Here is a 19,277-nt window from a genome sequence, read left to right on the forward strand (position 1 = left end):
CGCTGGCAGTCGCGCTCGGCGTTGGCTCAGCGGTTGCCGCGATGCCGGCGGCATTCGCTGACACAGGCAAATCCTCGGACTCGACCGGCTCAAGCTCCCACGCGCCGTCGGCCTCGGCTGGCCCAGCGACATCATCCGCACCGTCGCGTGGTTCGCGCGCGGCTGCTCGTAGCGCTCGAGACGGGAAAGGCTCTTCGCCAGGCAGCGGCAGCTCCCATCGCTCCAACACCTCGTCGGCCGCCGCTGGCAAAACCGCGGTGCTCAGGGTTGTTTCGTCCTCGAATGCGTCATCGTCAACTGTCTCTGCCTCCGCGTCTTCAGCTCCGGTGAGCGGAACGGCGTCGGCTCTTTCGGTGTCCGGCCCGGCAGCGTCTTCGGTGAGCGGTTGGTATCCGGGCGCACTCCTGCGGTTCTTCGTCGGTGACGGCACCGCCTCGAACCCCAACGGCGGCATCCTGATCGGCAACGGCTACAGCTGGACCGCGCAGAGTTGCCCGACGGGTTCCTGCACCGGCGGCCGCGCCGGCCTTATTGGCAGCGGAGGTGCCGGATACAACGGTGGCAACGGCGGTTCGGCGGTCTTGTTCGGCAGAGGTGGGGACGGCGGCGCGGGTATGTCGGCCGGCGTCAACGGCGGCAACGGTGGCCACGGCGGCCTGATCGCGGGGAACGGCGGTGACGGTGGCGTCGGTGGCGTGGGCGCCAACGGCGGCAACGGCGGCGGCACCGGCCTGCTCTCAGTGTTCGGCAACGGCGGCGCCGGCGGCCGCGGCGGTAGTGGCACCAACGGCAGCGACGGCGCCGACGGCACGGCCGGCACCGACGGGACCGGCGGGTCCAAGGATGGCGGCAGCGGTACGGCCGGCACCAACGGCGGCAACGGCGTCAAGGGCGGCAACGGGGGTAATGGTGGCGACGGCAGTTGGATCTGGGGCCAAGGCGGGGCGGCTGGGTCCGGCGGCTCCGGCGGAACCGGTGGCGACGGCGGTAAGGGCGGTGCCGGCGGCACCGGCTACTCCGCGCTACTGACCGGACCAGGCGGCGCCGGAGGCGATGGCGCCCAGGGCGGCAACGGTGGCACCGGCGCCGACGGTGGCACCGCGGGCAGTGCGGGCACCGGCCGCCTCCTCCTTTTGTTCGCCCTGGCGGGCGCCTCGGGCAGCGCGGGCAGCGCGGGCACCGGTGGCGACGGCGGCAACGGCGGTCTGGGTGGGGCGGCCGGATCCGGGTACGGCCTCGGCGGTTTCAACGGCGGTAAGGGCGGCGCCGGTGGCGACCGCGGTGTCGGCGGAACCGGCGCTGCCAACGGGATTGGCGGAAACGGCGCCAACGGTGGTGCCGGCGGCAGCGCCACCGGGATAAACGATGTCGCCGGTGCCGGTAGCGGTGGCGCTGGCGGCGACGCCGGCCTCGGCGGCCTGGTGGCCGGAAACGGCGGCAAGGGTGGCGACGCGACGGCCACCGGCGCTAGCGTCTCGTCGTCCGCTGGTACCGGCGGTCATGGCGGCAACGGTTCAATTGGCAACGGCGGCAACGGCGGTGGCGGTGGTAATGCGACATCGACCGGAGACGACTCCACCGCGTTTGGTGGTAAGGGCGGCGATGGTGGCCAATCCACTCAAGCCAGCGGCGGCAACGCCGGCGCCGGCGGTAGCGCCACGCTGGTCGGAAAGCTCGTCTCCGGCACTGGCGGCAAAGTCGCGGCGACTGGCGGCGATGGTGGCATCGGAGGTGCCGGCACGGTGGCCGGCGGTATTGGCGGTAACGGCGGTGCGGCGTCGTCGACCGGGAATGACACCATTGCGGGGGCCGGCAATGGCGGTAACGGTGGTGCCGGCGGTGTCGGTGGTGCGGCCGGTAGCGGCGGCAACGCCACCATGGTCGGTGACTCGAACAATTACTTCTACACCGGTTCATTCGGCGGTTACGGCGGTATCGGCGGCGCCGGCACGACCGGGAACGGCGGCGCCGGCGGTGCCTCTGGCAACGCGACAACGACCGCTGTGACCGCCACGAGCACTCAGCCCCTCAACGCCTTCGCTGGTGGACCCACTTACCTAAACCCCGACCGTGCCAAGGGCGGCGACTCGACCAGCGCCACCGGCGGTGCCGGTGGCGCTGGCGGTGTCGCCACCCTGTTCGGCTTGTCGCCGGGCGGCGTCAGCTTCGGCGGTACGGGCGGCAACGGTGGTAACGGCGGTGGTGCCGGAGGTGTCGGTGGTGGTGGCGGCAGCGCGGTGGCGACGGCCACCGGTACCGCCGAAGTCCACGGTGGTGCGGGCGGCGGTGGCGGCAATGGTGGCACCGGTAACGGTGGCAACGGCGGTGGCGGCGGCGCTGCGACAGCGGTGGCGACCGCCACCGGCGGTGACGGTGGTGGCGGCGGTAACTCCACCGGCGGTGGCACCGGCAAGGGCGGCTTCGGTGGTGGCGGCGGCACCGCCACCGGAACACCCGCCGTCCCAGGCGCCGACGGCCCTAACGGCGCACCGCCACCGGTGTAAGGCGATCCTGTGCATGCGGCTCGTGCGAGGCTCCGGATGATCGGAGGCACTTGTGGCTCGTTGTGCGCCGCGGGGGAGCGTGCGGGCCTATTGTTCGAGAGTGGGTCGTGCCAGTAAGGGCGGACCCGAGGGCGGTTCGCCCGGGCCAGCAGAATTGGGCCTTTCGCGGACTCTTCGTGACCGCACAGTGCAGGCGCATCGTGCCGCCGAGGCGGCCATGCGTCTCGACTTCGGCCGCCTTGATGCGCCGGGATACCTGACTGTGCTCAACGGGTTGCTGGTTTTCCACACTGCAGTGGCGGAGTTCAGTCGGGAGACGATCGCACAAGAGTTGGGCCCGAACGTGGCGCTGCTGTGCCGGGAGCTGTCGCTGAGAGCCGATATCGGGTTGATGTCGCAGTGGTCGCCGGCCGCCGCTGATGACGGCTGTCCTCCTCAGCCCGGGCCTGTCTTCGCCGACCGGCTGCGTGGTGGCCGAGACGAGAGGATCGGTGCCGCATACGTTGCGGCCGGATCAGTCCTCGGCGGGCGCATAATCGCTGCGAACCTCGCCGCTTCCGGGGGCCGCGTGTTCCCGCGATCCTTCTTTAATGCTGACGGACTCGACGTCGGCCGGCTCTGGCACGACTTCAAGATGGCACTGGATGACTTCGGGACATCCGGGGCGGACTCCGCGCGAGTAATAGCGGGCGCGCTAGCTGCTTACGCGTTGTTCAGCGACCTTTTGAGCCGGCCGGACGCCTCATCGGGAGCGGCCTGATGGATGCCCAATCACCTTCGCGCGCACAGGCTCTGGTCGATTGCGCAAGTGAGCAGCTGCACCTTTCGGGCCGGATCCAAGCCCATGGAGTGCTGGTTGCGGCCGATCTGCGCGATCGCCGCATCACATACGCCAGCGCCAACACTTCTGAGTTGATCGGGGTCCAGGCGGTTGACCTCTTCGATTCGCCGGTGACGAGCATCTTCTCCGACGAAGAACAGCCGCGGGTCGAGCAGGCGATCGAGCAGACCGGCTACCGACCGTCGTCGCCCGATCTGTATGCGGTGCACATGACAGTTCCTCCCGGCGGCAAGGTCGATGTGATTCTGCATCGGGTCGGCGAGCAGATCGTCATCGAGATCGAGAGGGCGCATGGCGACGATCAAGCCAACCTCGTCCCAGTTCTCTACGCTTCGCAGGCGCTTGCCGAGGTGACGGGTGTGTCCGAAGTTGAGGGGGCTGTTGCGAGCGCGGTGCGCACACTGACCGGATTCGACCGCGCGATGGTGTACCGGTTCGATGAAGACGAGCACGGAGAGATCGTCGCCGAGGATTGTCTTCCAGGACTGGTTCGATACCTAGGGCATCACTTTCCGGCGAGCGACATTCCGTCCCAAGCCCGTCAGATTTACATCCGCAAAGCGTCGCGCTACATACCCGATGTCGCCGAGGGTGATATCCCGGTGATTGCATCGCCGCGCATGGCCGGAACGAGTCTTGACCTCAGCCGCGCTGCGCTGCGCAGTGTTTCGCCCCTACACCTCGAATACATGCGCAATATGAAGACAGCAGCCAGCGTTTCGTTCTCAATGGCCGACGGCGGCCGGCTGACGCGGCTCGTGTCGTGCACATCTGAACATCCACGGTGGCTCTCGCGCTGGCGACGTCGGGCGTGTGAGCTGGTAGTCCTGCAGGCGAAACTCCAGCTCTCGGCGGCGGCACAGATTTCCAGACTGAGCGATGCAGCGAGCAGCGAATCCATCCGGACCCGACTCAGGGTCGCGATGCAGACCGCGCCCGATATCGCCGAAGGACTCACGGCGGATTCCGGCGACCTGCTGGAGCTGTGCCAGGCAGACGGCGCAGCCGCATCTGCGGACGGGCAGTACCGGTCGATCGGCGTGGTGCCATCCGAGGATGCCGTGCGAAGACTCGTAAGCGAACTCCGCACCGTCGGACTCCCGGGTGCGCCGTGGTGCACCGACCGATTATCGCTATCGACGGCGAACTCTCTTGGCGTCGTTGGCTGTTTGTTCGTTGCGGTTGGCGCGCGGGATGATTTCGTGGTCTGGTTTCGGCGAGACCGTCCGCGAACGCTGCGCTGGCTCGGGGATCCGCACGATCACTCCGCGGGAATGATCAATCCGCGCAAGTCATTCGACACGTGGCTGGAGCACGTCAGCGGCACGAGTGCGCCATGGACACCCGCCGACCTACACGCGGCGCAACTGGTGGCACATGACATCGAATCGGCCGAGTTGAGCCGAGCCCAGGCGCAACTCGCACACCTCGGCTTGTACGACTCTCTGACGGGGCTACCCAATCGCCGCCATCTGAGCAGTCGAGTGGCCACCATGCTGTCGGCGGCAACACCAGAGAATCCAGTGGCCGCCATCTTCATTGATCTCGACCTCTTCAAGGAAGTCAACGACGAGTTTGGTCACGAAACCGGCGACTGCGTGCTGCGCGAGTCGGCGCGGCGCATTGCCGAGGTAACTCGCACCGGGGACGCCTTCCTGAAATGCACCGACGCGGCGGATCCGCCGGCGGGCAGACTCGGCGGTGACGAGTTCCTCGTGCTGCTGCCGGGGACGGACGCCGCCGGCGCCACGGCGGTTGCCGACCGGATCCGGCAGTCGTTCCTGGAGCCGATTTCCATCCGCCCAGATCTCCAGTTGACGATAAGCGCGGCGATTGGCGTGGCGGTGGCGGTGGCGCCTGAAGAACCGCACCATTTGCTGAGACGGGCTGACGCTGCCATGTATCGAAACAAGCGGCGGCGGCGATGACTGCTCGCCACCCCCCCGACCGATCAACTGATCACCCCGGTGCGGGTGGTCACTGCTGCCAGGGCGATCCTCATCTGCGTCTCGTAGTCCTCGACGTGCTCGTCACTGACATCGACGATGACTCGATGGGTTCGCCTCGAATCCGCGCCCCAGCGGCCAGCGGTCATGCGGACCGGCTGCGTTCATCGTCTCATCAGGGGCCAGGTGCCACGTCCCGACGCAGTAGGTGTTGTACCCCTGCGCCCACTTGAGGCCATCGGCGGCTAGGGCGTCGATACTCGGTGATTGCCACTGGCGGAACTCCTTACGTCAGGCGCTCGTGCCGGGTGGGAATACCTCGACGTCGACGTAATCGATCGTCCCGGTGAACCGGAACGGGCGGCGGTCGAAGTAGTCGGGGGACACTGGCGATCCGAGATCCACTCCGACGCCGAAGGTTTCGCTGGCAGTGAAGGCTGCGGGAACGGTGCGCGCCACCGCGACACTGCCGACCTCGGCGCCGTTGACTCTGAGGGTCACCATCGCCGGCGCCATTGGCGCCGGTGAGGCGAATACGGTGGTGACAGTGATGACGTGCGAACCGCCGGGGATCGATGCGGCGCTGCGGGCTTGGTAGCGATCGACGATCAGCAAGTTGTATTCATAGACCAGCTGGCCGTCGTCCATGAACAAGGTCAGTCCTCCGGAGAATCCACCGAGGGCATACAGCACGCCGGATGCGTTGTCAGGCAGGGTCACTGCAATGTCGACGCGGCTGTCCTGGCGGCCCAGGCCCGGCGCGGTGAACTCCGGCATCCGGGTGCAGGACGTGTCTAAGCGCCACCGCGTGTACGGCGAGCAGACGCGGTCCTCGGGGTGGGCGCGTAACCACAACCCCGCGCCGACCGGCCACACCAGATTGTCCCGTGACACCTCCTTGAACAGCTCCTTGAGTTCGGCCAACTTCTGCGGTTGCTCGCCGGCGAGATCGTTGGCTTGGGAGAAGTCCTCGGGCAGGTAATAGAGCTCCCATGGTTCGGTCTCGGCGTTCCAAGCGGCCATCCGCGCGGCGGTGCCGGCGGTGTCCCAGGGCACGAAGGGCCCGAATGCGCATGCGTACCAACCATCTTGGTAGACGCCGCGACTGGCGGCGTTCTCGAAGTACTGCAATGATTTGCGGCCCGGCTCGTCGGCGTGGTCGAAGGTGTAGGCCAGGCTGACTCCGTCGAGCGGCTTCTGATCGTGACCGTCGACAATCTCCGGCGCTGTGATGCCGAGGATCTCGTAGATGGTGGGCGTGATGTCGTTGACGTGGTGGAACTGGCCACGGATCGCACCGTCCGGGGTGATCCGGCGCGGCCAGGAGATCGCCATCGGGTTCCGGGTGCCGCCGAAGTGACTAGCCACCAGCTTGGTGTGATGGAACGGCGTATTCCCCGCCCATGCCCAGCCCGCGTGATACATGTTGTCGGTTTTCGGCGAACCCAGGGCGTCAAGTCCGCCCAAGGTGTTGAGGGCGCCCAGTTGGTCGTCGACGGTGGTCGGAATGCCGTTCTGGGCCAGCAGCTCGCTGATGCTGTCGCGTTGACCCTCGGCGCTGGACCCGTTGTCGCCGAAGATGTAGATGACCATGGTGTTCTCGGCGAGGCCCTGCTGATCCAGTTCGTCGAGGATCCGGTTGACCTGAACGTCGACGTGCTCGAGAAAACCGGCGAACACCTCCATCAGCCGCCGCTGGAATGGGCGCTGCTCCGCGGGGATGTCGGCCCAACCCTGCATGCTGTCGGCCCGCGGCGTCAGCTCTGCTTCGGCGGGGATCCATCCTGTCGTCTTCTGCCGGGCGAAGACTCGCTCGCGGTAGGCGTCCCAGCCGTCGTCGAAAGCGCCCTGGTATCTGTCGGCCCATTCCTTGGCGACGTGGTGGGGTCCATGCGCGGCGCCGGGCGCCCAGTACATGAAGAACGGGCGGTCGGCGGCGTAGGCCCGGTGTTGCCGCAGCCAGGAGATCGCGTTGTCGGCCAGGTCTTCGGAGAGGTGGTAGCCCTCCCGCTCCGGCGGTTCGATCGGGTTGAGGTTCTGGTAGAGCCGAGGTTCCCATTGCGACGTCTCGCCGGCGATGAACCCGTAGAAGTAGTCGAAGCCGTGCCCGGTCGGCCAGCGGTCGAACGGCCCCATCGCCGTGGTCTGGGTGGCGGGGGAGTTGTGCCACTTGCCGAATGCCGACGTGCAGTAGCCGTAGTGGCGCAGCACCTCTGCCACGGTGGCGGTGTCCTTGCCGATCACTCCGGTGTAGCCATCCCAGTCCACGGCTCGCTCGGCGATCGTCCCGGAGTGCACGCGGTGGTGGTTGCGGCCGGTAAGCAGCGCCGCCCGGGTCGGGGAGCAGATCGAGGTGGTGTGAAAAGTGTTGTAGCAGATGCCGTTTTCGGCGACTCGTCGGAATGCCGGGGTCCGCACCTCGCCGCCCACTACATCGGAGAGGCCGAACCCCACGTCGTCGAGGAGAACGACGAGGACATTCGGTGCGTCCTCAGGAAGGTGCCGCGGCTCGACGCGGCGCTGATGGGTCGATTCGGCCAGTGTGTATCCGGCCGAGCTGGCCGGCGGCGCCGCGGGAAACGGAAGTGCCGATCCGTCGGTTGGCATCCTGGTGATCATCGTTGACCAGCTTTCGTCGAGGCTCAGCTGCTGTGCCCGCCGCCCTCCTGCAGTTTGGCCATCACCTGCTCGAGGCCAAAGCTGGCCGACTTCTGCCGCTGCGGGAATTCGGCGAACGTCTGCAGCATCTGGCCGACGTAGGCCTGGGCCGGGACGAGCATGTAGGCGTGTGAGAGCAGCCAGTCGTAGTAGGTGTTTGACGTGATCTCGGCCCGCTCGTAGGGGTCGGTGCGCAGGTTGAAGATCAGGGGCACGCGTAGCTCGGTGTAGGGCTCGGCCCAGATCCGCAATGTGCCTGTGCAGCGCTGCTCGAGGAACACGAACTTCCAGTTGTCGTAGCGCAGTCCGGTCAGATCACCGTCGTCGGAGACGTAGAAGAAGTGCTGACGCGGGCTCTCATCGGTGTCACCGGTGATGTACGGCAGCTGGTCGTGACCGTCGAGATGGACTTTGTAGGTCGTGCCGTTCAGATCCGTGCCAGCGCGTAGCTTCTCGGCGATGTCTGGCACACCCGCGGCCGAGCACAGCGTGACGAACCAGTCGTTGTGGCTGACGATACCGGTGAGCACCGTGCCGGCCGGGATCCGCGCCGGCCAGCGCACCAGGGCCGGGACGCGGTAAGCGCCCTCCCAGTTCGAGTTCTTCTCGCTGCGGAACGGGGTCATCCCGGCATCGGGCCAGGAGTTCATGTGCGGACCGTTGTCGGTGGAGTACATGACGATCGTGTCGTCGGCGATGCCGAGATCATCGAGGGTGTCCAGCAGCGTGCCGACCAGATCGTCGTGGTCCATCATCGTGTCGTGGTAGACGGACTGCCAGCGCCCGGAGCGGCCGACACTCTCGGGTTTGGGGTGTGTTCTGAAGTGCATGTGCGTGGAGTTGAACCACACGAAGAACGGCGTGTCCTCCTCGTGCTGGGCTTTGATGAAATCGACTGCGGCGTCGCGGAATTCCTCGTCGACGGTCTCCATCCGCTTCTTGGTCAGCGGACCGGTGTCCTCGATGTGCTGGGTGCCGTCGCCGTTGGCCCAGGTGTGCAGGACACCGCGCGGGCCGAACTTCTTGCGGAACTCCGGGTTCTTGGGATAGTCCGGTTCTTCGGGCTCCTCTTCGGCGTTGAGGTGATACAGGTTGCCGAAGAACTCGTCGAAGCCGTGCATGGTGGGCAGGTGTTCGTCGCGATCGCCGAGGTGGTTCTTGCCGAACTGGCCGGTCGCGTAGCCCTGAGCTTTGAGAGCTGTCGCGATCGTAGGGTCGGCTGCCTGTAGCCCGAGGGTGGCACCCGGCAAGCCCACCTTTGTCAGACCGGTGCGATACGGGTTCTGGCCGGTGATGAAGGCCGCGCGGCCGGCAGTGCAGCTCTGCTCCCCGTAGTAGTCGGTGAACAGCGCCCCCTCCGCCGCAACCCGGTCGATATTGGGGGTGCGGTACCCCATCAGGCCGTTGCTGTAACAGCTGAGGTTGGACTGCCCGATGTCGTCGCCCCAGATGATGAGAATGTTCGGTTTGTCAGTCACATCTGGACCTCTCGCCGCGCGCGGCCCCCCGATCGGCTGCCGGCAGGCGCGTCCGGCCTCACTGCTGGCTTTTGGTCGCCCGTGGCAGCGACGCTAGCCCCTTTATGCGTCGATGCCCGCAGTTTCACCACAACAGCTGGTCGCTGTGGCCGCGACGAGGTCGAATCTGCGCAAGGCGCTGTCGCGGGCTCGCTCGAAGAGCGTGCTGTCGTGAGAGTTCAGGATGAACAGGTGGGGGAACCTTCCTCAGATCCCAGGCAACTGCCGATTCCGTGGCTGTGAGAACGCGAGGCACTCGCGACCGGCCATCGAGGGTGGCCCAGTGATAGAAGGCATCCCCGCAGTGCAGTGTCCACCGGGGGCCGGCATGTTCGTCGTGCCGCGGTCGAGGTGGTGCACCTTTATGATGAAAGCCGTTCAGCCATAGGTGGGTTCGCCGTCGGTGGTCACGTCGAACGTGTTGAGAAAATTGCAGACCAGTTGGTAGAAGCCAACTGTCATCACGAGGTCGGCCAGTTGGGTGACCGTCAGCAGCGTGAGGGCCTCGTCGCGGTCGTTGCCGCGCAGCGTGTGGTCATCCAGCAGTCGATCGGTCCACGTGAGGATGCCGACCTCGTCAGCGGGCAGACCGTCGGTGTCACCGCTTGCCGCAGCCGCGATCGCCTCGGCTGACAGTCCGGCGTAGCCGGCGATCTTCTCGTGCTGGTGCGTTTCGTAGGGTGCGGCGTAACGGTATCCGACCCGCAGGATCGCCAGTTCGCGCAGGTGCGGCGGAAGCGAATTGGCTTGGAACATCGCGTCGGCCATGGCGAAGAAGCCGGGCGCCAGGCCCGGTGAATGCATGACCATTCGGTACACGTTGACCGGCGCGTGCTGCGCGAGGGTGTCCTTGAGATTCTGGGGGAGGGCGCCGACGTCGGGGTAGTCCATGGTCTCACTCCCGGCCGCGGATCGGGTCGCTGCCGTCCCAGGTGGCAGCGACCTCGCGAATGTATTGGAAGAACTGACCTTTGGGGCCGCTGATATCGGAGAGTTCGATGACGGTGCCTTGGGTGGTTTCGGTGTCGAGATAGGCGAAGCGGCCCTTCTCGCCGCCGATGCTGCCTTCTTGCCCGATGGTGTAGCCGGCACGAAGCGCCTGATCGAGCAGGGTCTGATAGTCGTTGGACCAGTACGCGATGTGTTGCATGCCTTCGCGCCCGGCATCGAGGAAGTTTTTGTACATCGATGGCGCATCGTTGCGCGGCTGGATCAGTTCGAGTTGGACGTCACCGGAGTTGGCCAGTGCCACGCTCATCTGCATGTCCGAGTCGACGCCGCGGTAGCGGAAGTAGTCGGTGTGGACGCGGTCGACATAAAACCACGGTCCGACACCGTGTTTCACCCAATCGTCCATGGTGGCGTCGATATCGCGCACGACGTAGCCGATCTGGGCGATGGTGCCGAAGAGTCGGCTCATGATCGATCTTCTTCCTGTTCGGTGGTGAATCGGTGGGTCAGGAGGGCTTCAACTTCGCGTCGGGCTGCTACGAGGTCGACGTCGTCGTCGATGAGTGACTGCAATGCCACGCCGCGCAGCACGGCGACGATCACCGTGGCCAGTCCCTGCGGATGAATCGTCTTGGATGCCAGGCCCGCACTCACCGCGACCGCGATGCGCTTCTCGACTTCTTCCCGGAACTCTCGGTCGGTGGCGACCATCCGGGCGCGGGTGTCTTCGGCTGGGTTGGCGACCGCGTCGGCCCAGAGCACGAGGCGTGCCCTATTGACCGGTTGAAGGTCGGTGATGACCTCGAAGTAGATGCCGATCAGCGTCCTGAGTTCGGTTATCGGGTCGGCGGATTCACCGCGATCGAACATCGCGCTGCGGAACTGGTGGGTCACGGTCTCGACCAGGCGCTGCATCAACGCGCCTTTGGAGCCGAAGTGGTGGGTCGCCAGCCCACGGCTGTAGCCCGCGCGTTCGCCGACGTTGGCCAGAGTGACTTTGGCGGGTCCGACCTCGCCGACCAGGTCGGCGGCCGCGGCGACGAGCCGGCCTTCGGCCTCGGCTCGGCGGACCTCTTGGGTGCGGGCGGCGCCGCTGGGCGGTGACGACTTCGTGTTAGCCACCAGAAACCTCTCGGCAACAACTAACTTGTTGACTAACAAGTTAGGGTACCGTGCGGTACCGCGTCAAGAGCTTCCTTGCCGTTGGTCAGGTCCCGTATTTCACGATCAGAGCCAGGGCGTCGTCGATCTTCTGTTGGACGAATTCGTTGTCGCGACCGCGCATGGCCAGGCCAGCGCTGTAACCGGTCAGCCGAACGACCAAGTCGACCGGATCGTCAACCTCTTGAATCGCGGCGCGAAGTCGGGTCTCCCAGGGACCGTCCAGTGTCACGCCATCAAGGCGGCGCCGTACCTCGTCATAGAGCATGTTCCACGCGCGTTCGCGATCACTCATGGCTGTCACCGCAGGTTCCGCTCGTGATCGGCGATGATCGATTCCAAGACGTGTGATTCCAGAAAGAAGTTCGCTTCGGCGTCCGGGATTCCGGCATTCCCCCTATGCCGACGGCGTTCCATCTGGCTGCGGTGATGTCCGTTTGAGCAGATCAACCAGACGCACATCGCCGCGATCAGGCAGAGTGCGGTAGCGAACAATATGACGATATTGGGGGCGGTCACGGGGCGAGCGTAGGTAGCGCAGATGCCACCTGTCGTGCGTAGTCGACCACTCTAAATTTCCGACCTCGCGCGAGTGGAACTCGTCACAGATGTTTGCCCGCCCCGAATCTGGGGCACAGGCAAGCATGTTGTCTCGCGGCATCGATGGCCCGTGCGCGGGCAGGGCCCGGTCAGCCGGTCGTTGGGTCGGGGTTGGCACGTCGGCACTGCTCACCGCCGGCGTACTGCTCGTCGTCCGCACCGCGCTCCCGATAGCGTCGGCTAGCGACTGCCCGGACGCGGAGGTCATCTTTGCGCGAGGCACCGATGAGCCGGCCGGTATGGGCCGCGTCGGCGATGCGTTCGTCGACGCGCTGCGCACGCAGACCAACGGCCTGACCATCGACACCTACGCGGTGAACTACAAGGCTGGCAAGCTTCAGCTACACGGCGGCGACGGTGCCAACGACGTGATCTCCCACATCAAGGCGACGGTGTCATCTTGCCCCGACACCAAGATCATCCTCGGTGGCTACTCACAAGGCGCCAGCGTGATCGATATCGTGGCCGGCGTTCCGATGGGCGGCATCACGTGGGGAAGTTCGCTACCGCCTGAGTACGCGGACAACGTCGCGGCGGTCGCCACCTTCGGCAACGTGGCCGGCCGCACCGGCGGATCGCTGACGGCCCAGAGCGCATTGCTCGGCTACAAATCGGTCGACTTGTGCAACCCCGCCGACCCCATCTGCCACGCGGGTCCGGGGAACGAATGGAGCGGGCACACCGAGGGCTACGTCCCCGCGTACACCACCCAGGCCGCGACGTTCGCCGCGGCGAAGTTGCTGGCTGGCTACAGCCAGCACCTGCCCGGCTATGGACCGCCGTCAGCGTATGGGCCGGCTACGACGGAATATGGTCCGGCGACGACGAGCTTCGATCCGACGTCCTCGGTCCACGGTCCGCCACCGGGCTACGTTCTCGAGCAGCCCGGGCCCAGCCCGTCGACGATCGGGCCTGCCTCGACCTCGCCCGGATCCGGGTTGTCCGCGGAGGTTCACTGAGAGGTCGGCGACGGCGGCCGAGTCTGGGTTGCGGCGCCAACGCCTGCCGCTGTCCCGCTTCTCGATGCGTGACTTGCGTGACTTGCGCTCTATTCTTCCGTTGTGAGCGCGATCGACCCGGACAAGCTCAGCACCTGCCTGCAGGTGCTGGCTGACGTCGAGGCGTTGCCGCCCGAGCACCCTGATGCCGTTGCCGTGCGTCGGGCCACGGCGGCCATCTTCAAGTCGGTGAAGAAAGCTCGCCGCACCGCCAAGCGCGACGAGGTGGCGGCCGCAGACCGCGCCGTCATCGCTGCCACGGCCACCGGGGCCCCCGGCCGCATCGACGATGAAACCGCTGGTCTGCCCCTCGTGTCCAACGCGGTCGGGGCCAGTGCTGGGACGCTCATTCGCTCGCGTGCCTGTTACATCTGCAAGAACCACCACACGGTGGTCGACGCGTTCTATCACCAACTCTGTCCGGATTGCGCCGCGCTCAACCGCGCCAAGCGCGACGCGCGCACCGATCTCACCGGTCGGCGGGCTCTGCTCACCGGTGGCCGCGCCAAGATCGGCATGTACATCGCGCTGCGACTGCTCCGAGATGGCGCCTACACCACCATCACCACCCGCTTTCCGCACGACGCCGTGCGCCGCTTCGCAGCGATGCCCGACAGTGCCGACTGGCTGCACCGGCTCCGCGTCATCGGTATTGACCTGCGCGACCCCGCTCAGGTCGTCGCGCTCGCGGACACCGTCGCCGCGCAGGGCCCGCTGGACATCCTCATCAACAACGCCGCACAGACGGTGCGCCGAGCGCCCGGTTCCTACGCCGCGCTCGTCGAGGGTGAGCGCACCCCGCCGCCCGAACTGGCCCACGTGGATGTGGTCACCTTCGACCGCGTCAGCGACGCCCATCCGGCCGCTCTGGCCGGCAGCCTCGCCGAGACTCAGACTCCCCATGCTGTGTCAGCTGCCGGGTCGGTTGGCTCCTGCCCTCCGGTCACCGAATTGGCGCTCACCGCCCGCAGCGCCTCACCGGAACGCATTGCCGCGGGCATCGCCATCGATGCGGGTGGTCTGCTGCCCGACACCGCGTCGATCAACAGCTGGACGCAACGCGTGAACGAGGTTGACGCGATGGAATTGCTTGAGGTTCAGCTGTGCAATCAGACGGCACCGTTCATTCTGGTGAGCCGCCTGCGCGCGGCCATGGCGGCGTCGCCGGCGCGCCGCAAGTACGTGGTGAACGTGTCGGCCATGGAGGGTCAGTTCGGCCGCGCGTACAAAGGCCCGGGGCATCCGCACACCAATATGGCCAAGGCTGCGCTGAACATGCTCACCCGGACCAGCGCTGGCGAGATGCTCGAGAAGGACGGCATTCTCATGACGGCCGTCGACACGGGCTGGATCACCGACGAGCGTCCGCACCCAACCAAATTGCGGCTCGCGGACGAGGGTTTCCATGCCCCGCTCGACCTCGTCGACGGGGCCGCCCGCGTGTATGACCCGATCGTCCGGGGCGAGTTGGGCGAAGATCTGCGCGGCTGCTTCCTGAAGGACTACTCACCGAGTCCCTGGTAGCTGCAGCGGCGCCTAGCGAGAGATCCCGGCACGGCTCAAGCCTCGGCGCAGCTGCAACGCCGCGACGGTGAGCGGATGGTCTAAACGCCGGCTGAGAACGAGTCTGCGGGCGACGGGACCAAGCGCACCCAGGCTGATTCGACGGCCCACTACGGTGGCCCCGATGAATCCGGTGACCACGCCGATCAGGAAATAGCGCCCAGCACGTCGCTGCCGCCGCTCGCGCACGACGCCCGCGATGTACCCGCCGAGCGCGGCCAGCGCAGCGATCGCGATGAGCAGAAGGCTCAGCGATCCGACCGGATCCATGCCGCACCCTCCTCACTCCTTCCTCCGATCACACCACCGTCTGCGCCGATGTGGCAGACCTGATCAACGGTCGTGACCGAACCGAGGACGCAGCGTTACCGTCTCCGGGGAAGAGAGTCATCCGAGTCTCGCCGGAGACTATTTGCGAATGCCTCGTTCTGCCAGTTCGTGCGGGCTAGGCTCCGGTTGGCAAGCAACGCCGCCTAACGTCTACGAGTTCGATTCGGAGCAGACGACTGTGGCAAACATTGTCCTCATCAATCCCCGGTTCGAGGTGTCCTACTGGGGCCTGGAGCACGCACTGCCGTTACTCGGCAAGAAGTGCAACGTCCCGACGGCCTGCCTTCCACTGTTGGCCGCGTTGACCCCCGATGTCCATCACGTGACGCTCATCGACGAGAACGTCGAGGACATCGACTTCGAGAAGGTCGCCCAGGCCGACCTCGTGGGGCTGACCGGCATGATCGTTCAGCGCCAGCGGATGCGCGAGATCCTCACCGAACTGAAAGCCCGCGGCGTCTTCGTCGTCGTCGGCGGTCCCTGGGTCAGCGTGCAGGAGGACTATTTCGACGGCCTCGCCGATGCGATCTTCGTCGGTGAAGCCGAGACCACCTGGCCGCAATTCCTGGACGACTGGGCGAACGGGCGGCATCAGTACCGCTACGAGCAAGCGGATCGCACCGATATGACGCAGGTTCCGGTACCCCGCTACGACCTGCTGAAGACCAAGAACTACGTGTTCGGCAGCGTTCAGTTCAGCCGCGGCTGTCCTTTCCAATGCGAATTCTGCGACATCATCGTCACTTTCGGCCGCAAGCCGAGGTTGAAGACGAGTGCTCAGGTGATCGCCGAACTGGAGGCGATGCGCAAGGAGAACCTGTTCATCGCGTTCATCGTCGACGACAACCTGATCGGCAACAAGGCGGCTGTGAAGGTCTTGCTGCAGGACGTGGCCGCATGGCAAGAGCGAGAGGGATATCCGTTCCAGTTCTTCACCGAGGCCTCGCTGAACCTCGCCGAAGACGACGAGCTGATGGAGTTGATGGTCGCCGCCAATATCACTGTGGTCTTCATCGGCATCGAGAGCCCGAACGAAGACTCGCTCAAAGAGGCCAAGAAGTACCAGAACGTGAAAAAGGGCGGGACGATCGTCGATCGGGTGCGCAAGGTTCAAGACTCCGGCCTGGAGGTGTGGTGCGGCATGATCGTCGGTTTCGACAACGACGATGCCCGGATCTTCAAGGAACAAGCCGAATTCATCGAGCAGACCGACATCATGCACGCGATGGTCGGCATGCTCGCGGCCATTCCCAAAACACCGCTGCACGCGCGTTTGGCGAACGAGGGCCGCCTCGACCTGGACGACGAACAGGCCTTCGGCACCAACGTGATTCCGCTCAACATGAGTCGCGAAGAGTTGCGCGACGGCTACATCAGCCTGATGCGCGACCTGTACGATCCCGATTCGTACTTCGATCGGCTCGAAAGCCTCTATTTCACAAGAAAATTCGACTTCGGCCGGGCTCGAAACGCGTACCTGCGCAACCATCCGTGGCGGCGCCGAAAGGCGCAGTTACTCGACGGCGGACGGGCGCTCGGTCTGTTCTTACTGCTGATGAAGAACGTTCCCGACGCGCAGCTTCGGAAGGTCTATCGGCGTCGGATGATGACGATTCTCCACCGCCGACCGGACCCGGGTGTCCTGTTCGTCTCGGTGGTCAAGTGTGCAACGCATTACCACCACTACACGATGTCGCGGGAGATGTCTGAGCGCCGAACGCTGGTCAATACCTTCTAATTCTGCTCGCTGGCGTGGTCGGTCACCTTGTCCAGGAAGTCGACCGCGAGAACCCGGACCGGAACGTTGGTCTCCTGGCTCTGTACGCGGAGCACATCGAACGCTTCGTCGGCATTGATGCCGCGCATAGCCATCAGCACACCCTTGGCCTGCTCGATCGGCGCCCGGGTCTGTAGCACCCGCTGGATCGACTCCGCGGTGTCTTGCGCGGACTTGAAGCGGGCGAAATCGCCGATCGCCCGGGATACCGCGGTGGTCAGCAGGTCGAGGACCTCCGCGTCGAGGCTGTCGAAAGCGTGCTGCGCTTGTCCGTACAGATTGAACGACCCGAGCGTCTGGTCTTCGGTGAACAGGGGTGCGGCCAGGAAGCTGTTGATGCCCTCGGTGCGGGCTCCGACGGCGAACAGCGGCCAGCGCTCCATGGCCTCGTCGGAGTCCAGCAGCACAATGCTGCCGGTGCGTGCAGCGTGCAGGCATGGTCCTTCGCCGGCCTCGTACTGCTCGCTGTCGATGCGCAGGGTGCGCTCGTCGGTGTGGACCGCGGTATAGGTCAGACCGCCGAGGTCGATCGTGATTCCCGTGTAGTCGGCGCCGTCGATGGCTTCCTGGGCGATGCCCGCAACGTGCTGTAACAGGGTCAGCAGGTCATTCTCGTCGGCGATGCTGCGGCCGGCGTCGACCAGCATTCGGCCCAGGGCTGCGGGGGACATGGTGTTGCGGATGGCGGCGTCGACGACGATCTCAGCCGCCTGTTCTGTCTCCGTCCCGTCCAGCACGTCGGTCGGGATGGAGTCTTCGACACGCGGGTCGCTGGTGTCTTCCATACCGCTGAGTGTCCCACTGCTGGGCCGTGAGGGGAGTAATTGGGACGCTAGGGGAGCACGGTATGCATGAGCATCACGTTGTAGGCCGACCACAACGACAGGTTGTAGTACAGCTCGCGGCCCGTCGACCAGGGATGTAGGAACGGCGCGTAGATGCCGCCGGGAATCTGCGTCGATGACACCAACATCTGCTCGGGGCCCCACGGCCCCTGCGGCGCCGGCGCCGTCCGCATCACCACGTCGTTGTTGCCGTTGCAGTACAGCACCAGGTACTGCTTGAGGTAGTTGTTGAATTGCGCCGACATCTCGCCGACCGGGCCTGGGATGACGGGCGTCGCCGCCGCCGGACTGCCTGCCACCCACGAGTTGCTGTCGGCGTTCCAGTACTCGTATTTCGTCAGATCCGGGATGAGCCCGGGGGGCACCCGCGCCACATAGGCCGCTCCGCCGCGCCCGTTGGGGGTGCCGAACGTATACATGTACGGATCGCCCGGCCCCGGCTTGAGGAAGGCGCCCATCTGGAACTTCTCGTTGCCGTTGGTCGGTTGGCGGACGGTACCGGGGTAGACGCCCCACGTCTCGCCGTTGTCGGTCGACGTCGCGATTGCCGAGTAGTTCGTTGTCCACGCACCGTAGTTGTCCCAGCTCTTGATGGACATGAAGTTCATGAACTGGTTCGGTCCGACCGCGACACCGGAGGTGGGGATGATGCCCGTCTCTTCCGGCGCTGCGTTGATGCTGTTGACGACCTGCTTGGCGATACCGGCCCGCCAGACCGGGGACCCGGAGTATTTGTTGCCGACGGCGCCGTCGGGCACCGCGACGGTGTTGGCCAGTGAGCCGTCGGTGCTCCGCATCAGCGTGTTGTACCGCCACTGCTTGCCGGGGATCTGGCAGAAGCCATTTGTGTCGCCGAACGCCATCAGGACTTGGCGGTGGGTGGGATCGCCGTTGTCCCACATGATTCCGAGGTCGGTACCGGTGATGGCGAATTTCTGAATAGTCTGGTTCGGACTGTCCGGCCCGGTGACCCAGCCCACGACCGAGGTGCCTGGTGGCGCGGTCGACGGTGCAGCTGCGGCTGGTGCCGGAGCCGGCTGGGCGGGCGCAGGCTTCGGCGATGGCGCGACCGCGGCCTGCTTCTGCACCTGGCCGGAGTTGGGCATCAGTGCATTGATCAGCAGCTTGCCCAATGCGGGAAGCGGGGCTTGATCATTCGTCCCGACGGGCTTATGGCCGATGGGGCGGTCGAAGGGGGCGATCGCGGACGGGTTCGGAATCTGGACGGCCTGGTTCGCGGCGGGTTGGGCTGCGGCAGAGGCGCCCTCGCACGGATCCGCGTTGGCTCGCGGGGCGGCGACGCCGGTGGCCGCGCACAGACTCACGACAAGCGCCGACGCCAGTGACAGCGAGGGGATGCGGGGGCGCGGCGACACGACACACCTTTCGGAGGCGGGACGTCGCTGTGACGTCAGGTAACCAATGTGACGATAGGGAACCGTGCGCCTCTTGTGATCGACCCTGCATCGATAGGTATGCATCCGTGACCGTGTCGCAACCTGCGACACCTGAGTTGGGTTAATGTGCCCATGACACAAGTAGGGGGAATCGATGAGACGCGGTTTGTGTGTGGCGGCAGCGCTTGC

Annotated in this window: 17 protein-coding genes; 6 read left to right on the forward strand and 11 right to left on the reverse strand. The window is 65.8% G+C overall.

Annotated elements, in window-relative coordinates:
- Positions 1-353 precede the first annotated feature (353 nt).
- From G6N38_RS31025 to G6N38_RS19920, 3 genes are all read left to right on the forward strand, one after another.
- Positions 354-2,504, forward strand: coding sequence for a PE family protein (locus tag G6N38_RS31025; RefSeq protein ID WP_220101371.1), 2,151 nt, complete (start codon positions 354-356; stop codon positions 2,502-2,504).
- 100 nt (positions 2,505-2,604) lie between these two features.
- Positions 2,605-3,264, forward strand: a complete 660-nt coding sequence (locus G6N38_RS19915) for a biliverdin-producing heme oxygenase (RefSeq protein ID WP_163749772.1) — start codon at positions 2,605-2,607, stop codon at positions 3,262-3,264.
- Positions 3,264-5,273: a sensor domain-containing diguanylate cyclase gene (locus G6N38_RS19920; protein ID WP_163749773.1), complete on the forward strand. Its 2,010-nt coding sequence runs from the start codon at positions 3,264-3,266 to the stop codon at positions 5,271-5,273. The genes G6N38_RS19915 and G6N38_RS19920 overlap by 1 nt, the downstream gene beginning before the upstream one ends.
- 23 nt (positions 5,274-5,296) lie before the next feature.
- On the opposite strand, the gene G6N38_RS19925 is transcribed toward G6N38_RS19920, so the two are convergent.
- The 8 genes from G6N38_RS19925 to G6N38_RS19960 all read right to left on the reverse strand — a co-directional run bounded on the left by G6N38_RS19925 (position 5,297) and on the right by G6N38_RS19960 (position 12,097).
- Complete coding sequence (locus tag G6N38_RS19925) at positions 5,297-5,440, reverse strand: hypothetical protein (protein ID WP_163749774.1); 144 nt, start codon at positions 5,438-5,440, stop codon at positions 5,297-5,299.
- 142 nt (positions 5,441-5,582) lie between these two features.
- Positions 5,583-7,898 carry an arylsulfatase gene (locus tag G6N38_RS19930; RefSeq protein ID WP_246227337.1) on the reverse strand — a complete coding sequence of 772 codons (2,316 nt, stop codon included), beginning with the start codon at positions 7,896-7,898 and terminating at the stop codon, positions 5,583-5,585.
- 35 nt (positions 7,899-7,933) lie between these two features.
- A complete protein-coding gene (locus tag G6N38_RS19935) occupies positions 7,934-9,427 on the reverse strand; it encodes an arylsulfatase (protein ID WP_163749776.1) in 1,494 nt (497 codons plus the stop codon).
- 417 nt (positions 9,428-9,844) lie between these two features.
- Entirely contained in the window at positions 9,845-10,357 is a 513-nt protein-coding gene (locus G6N38_RS19940; RefSeq protein WP_163749777.1) for a carboxymuconolactone decarboxylase family protein, read from the reverse strand.
- Positions 10,358-10,361: 4 nt separating this feature from the next.
- Positions 10,362-10,886, reverse strand: a complete 525-nt coding sequence (locus G6N38_RS19945) for a VOC family protein (RefSeq protein WP_163749778.1) — start codon at positions 10,884-10,886, stop codon at positions 10,362-10,364.
- Positions 10,883-11,539 carry a TetR/AcrR family transcriptional regulator gene (locus G6N38_RS19950; protein ID WP_163749779.1) on the reverse strand — a complete coding sequence of 219 codons (657 nt, stop codon included), beginning with the start codon at positions 11,537-11,539 and terminating at the stop codon, positions 10,883-10,885. The genes G6N38_RS19945 and G6N38_RS19950 overlap by 4 nt, the downstream gene beginning before the upstream one ends.
- 85 nt (positions 11,540-11,624) lie before the next feature.
- A complete protein-coding gene (locus tag G6N38_RS19955; RefSeq protein ID WP_163749780.1) occupies positions 11,625-11,873 on the reverse strand; it encodes a hypothetical protein in 249 nt (82 codons plus the stop codon).
- Positions 11,874-11,878: 5 nt separating this feature from the next.
- Positions 11,879-12,097 carry a hypothetical protein gene (locus G6N38_RS19960; RefSeq protein ID WP_163749781.1) on the reverse strand — a complete coding sequence of 73 codons (219 nt, stop codon included), beginning with the start codon at positions 12,095-12,097 and terminating at the stop codon, positions 11,879-11,881.
- Between the two features lie 125 nt (positions 12,098-12,222).
- On the opposite strand from G6N38_RS19960, the gene G6N38_RS19965 reads away from it, so the two are divergent.
- On the forward strand, positions 12,223-13,137 hold the full coding sequence (locus G6N38_RS19965) for a cutinase family protein (protein ID WP_163749782.1): 915 nt from the start codon (positions 12,223-12,225) through the stop codon (positions 13,135-13,137).
- 102 nt (positions 13,138-13,239) lie between these two features.
- Positions 13,240-14,700 (forward strand): SDR family NAD(P)-dependent oxidoreductase, encoded by a 1,461-nt coding sequence (locus G6N38_RS19970; RefSeq protein WP_163749783.1) that lies wholly within the window; start codon positions 13,240-13,242, stop codon positions 14,698-14,700.
- 12 nt (positions 14,701-14,712) lie between these two features.
- On the opposite strand, the gene G6N38_RS19975 is transcribed toward G6N38_RS19970, so the two are convergent.
- Positions 14,713-15,009, reverse strand: coding sequence for a hypothetical protein (locus tag G6N38_RS19975; RefSeq protein ID WP_163749784.1), 297 nt, complete (start codon positions 15,007-15,009; stop codon positions 14,713-14,715).
- Positions 15,010-15,247: 238 nt separating this feature from the next.
- On the opposite strand from G6N38_RS19975, the gene G6N38_RS19980 reads away from it, so the two are divergent.
- Positions 15,248-16,807 (forward strand): B12-binding domain-containing radical SAM protein, encoded by a 1,560-nt coding sequence (locus tag G6N38_RS19980; protein ID WP_163749785.1) that lies wholly within the window; start codon positions 15,248-15,250, stop codon positions 16,805-16,807.
- Here the strand turns inward: G6N38_RS19980 and G6N38_RS19985 are convergent.
- Positions 16,804-17,631 (reverse strand): GAF and ANTAR domain-containing protein, encoded by an 828-nt coding sequence (locus tag G6N38_RS19985; RefSeq protein ID WP_163749786.1) that lies wholly within the window; start codon positions 17,629-17,631, stop codon positions 16,804-16,806. The two genes, G6N38_RS19980 and G6N38_RS19985, sit on opposite strands and share 4 nt — an antisense overlap.
- 47 nt (positions 17,632-17,678) lie before the next feature.
- Positions 17,679-19,172: a glycoside hydrolase family 183 protein gene (locus tag G6N38_RS19990; RefSeq protein WP_246227338.1), complete on the reverse strand. Its 1,494-nt coding sequence runs from the start codon at positions 19,170-19,172 to the stop codon at positions 17,679-17,681.
- Positions 19,173-19,277 lie beyond the last annotated feature (105 nt).

The sequence above is a fragment of the Mycolicibacterium helvum genome (genome assembly GCF_010731895.1).
In the GTDB taxonomy this organism is placed as follows: domain Bacteria; phylum Actinomycetota; class Actinomycetes; order Mycobacteriales; family Mycobacteriaceae; genus Mycobacterium; species Mycobacterium helvum.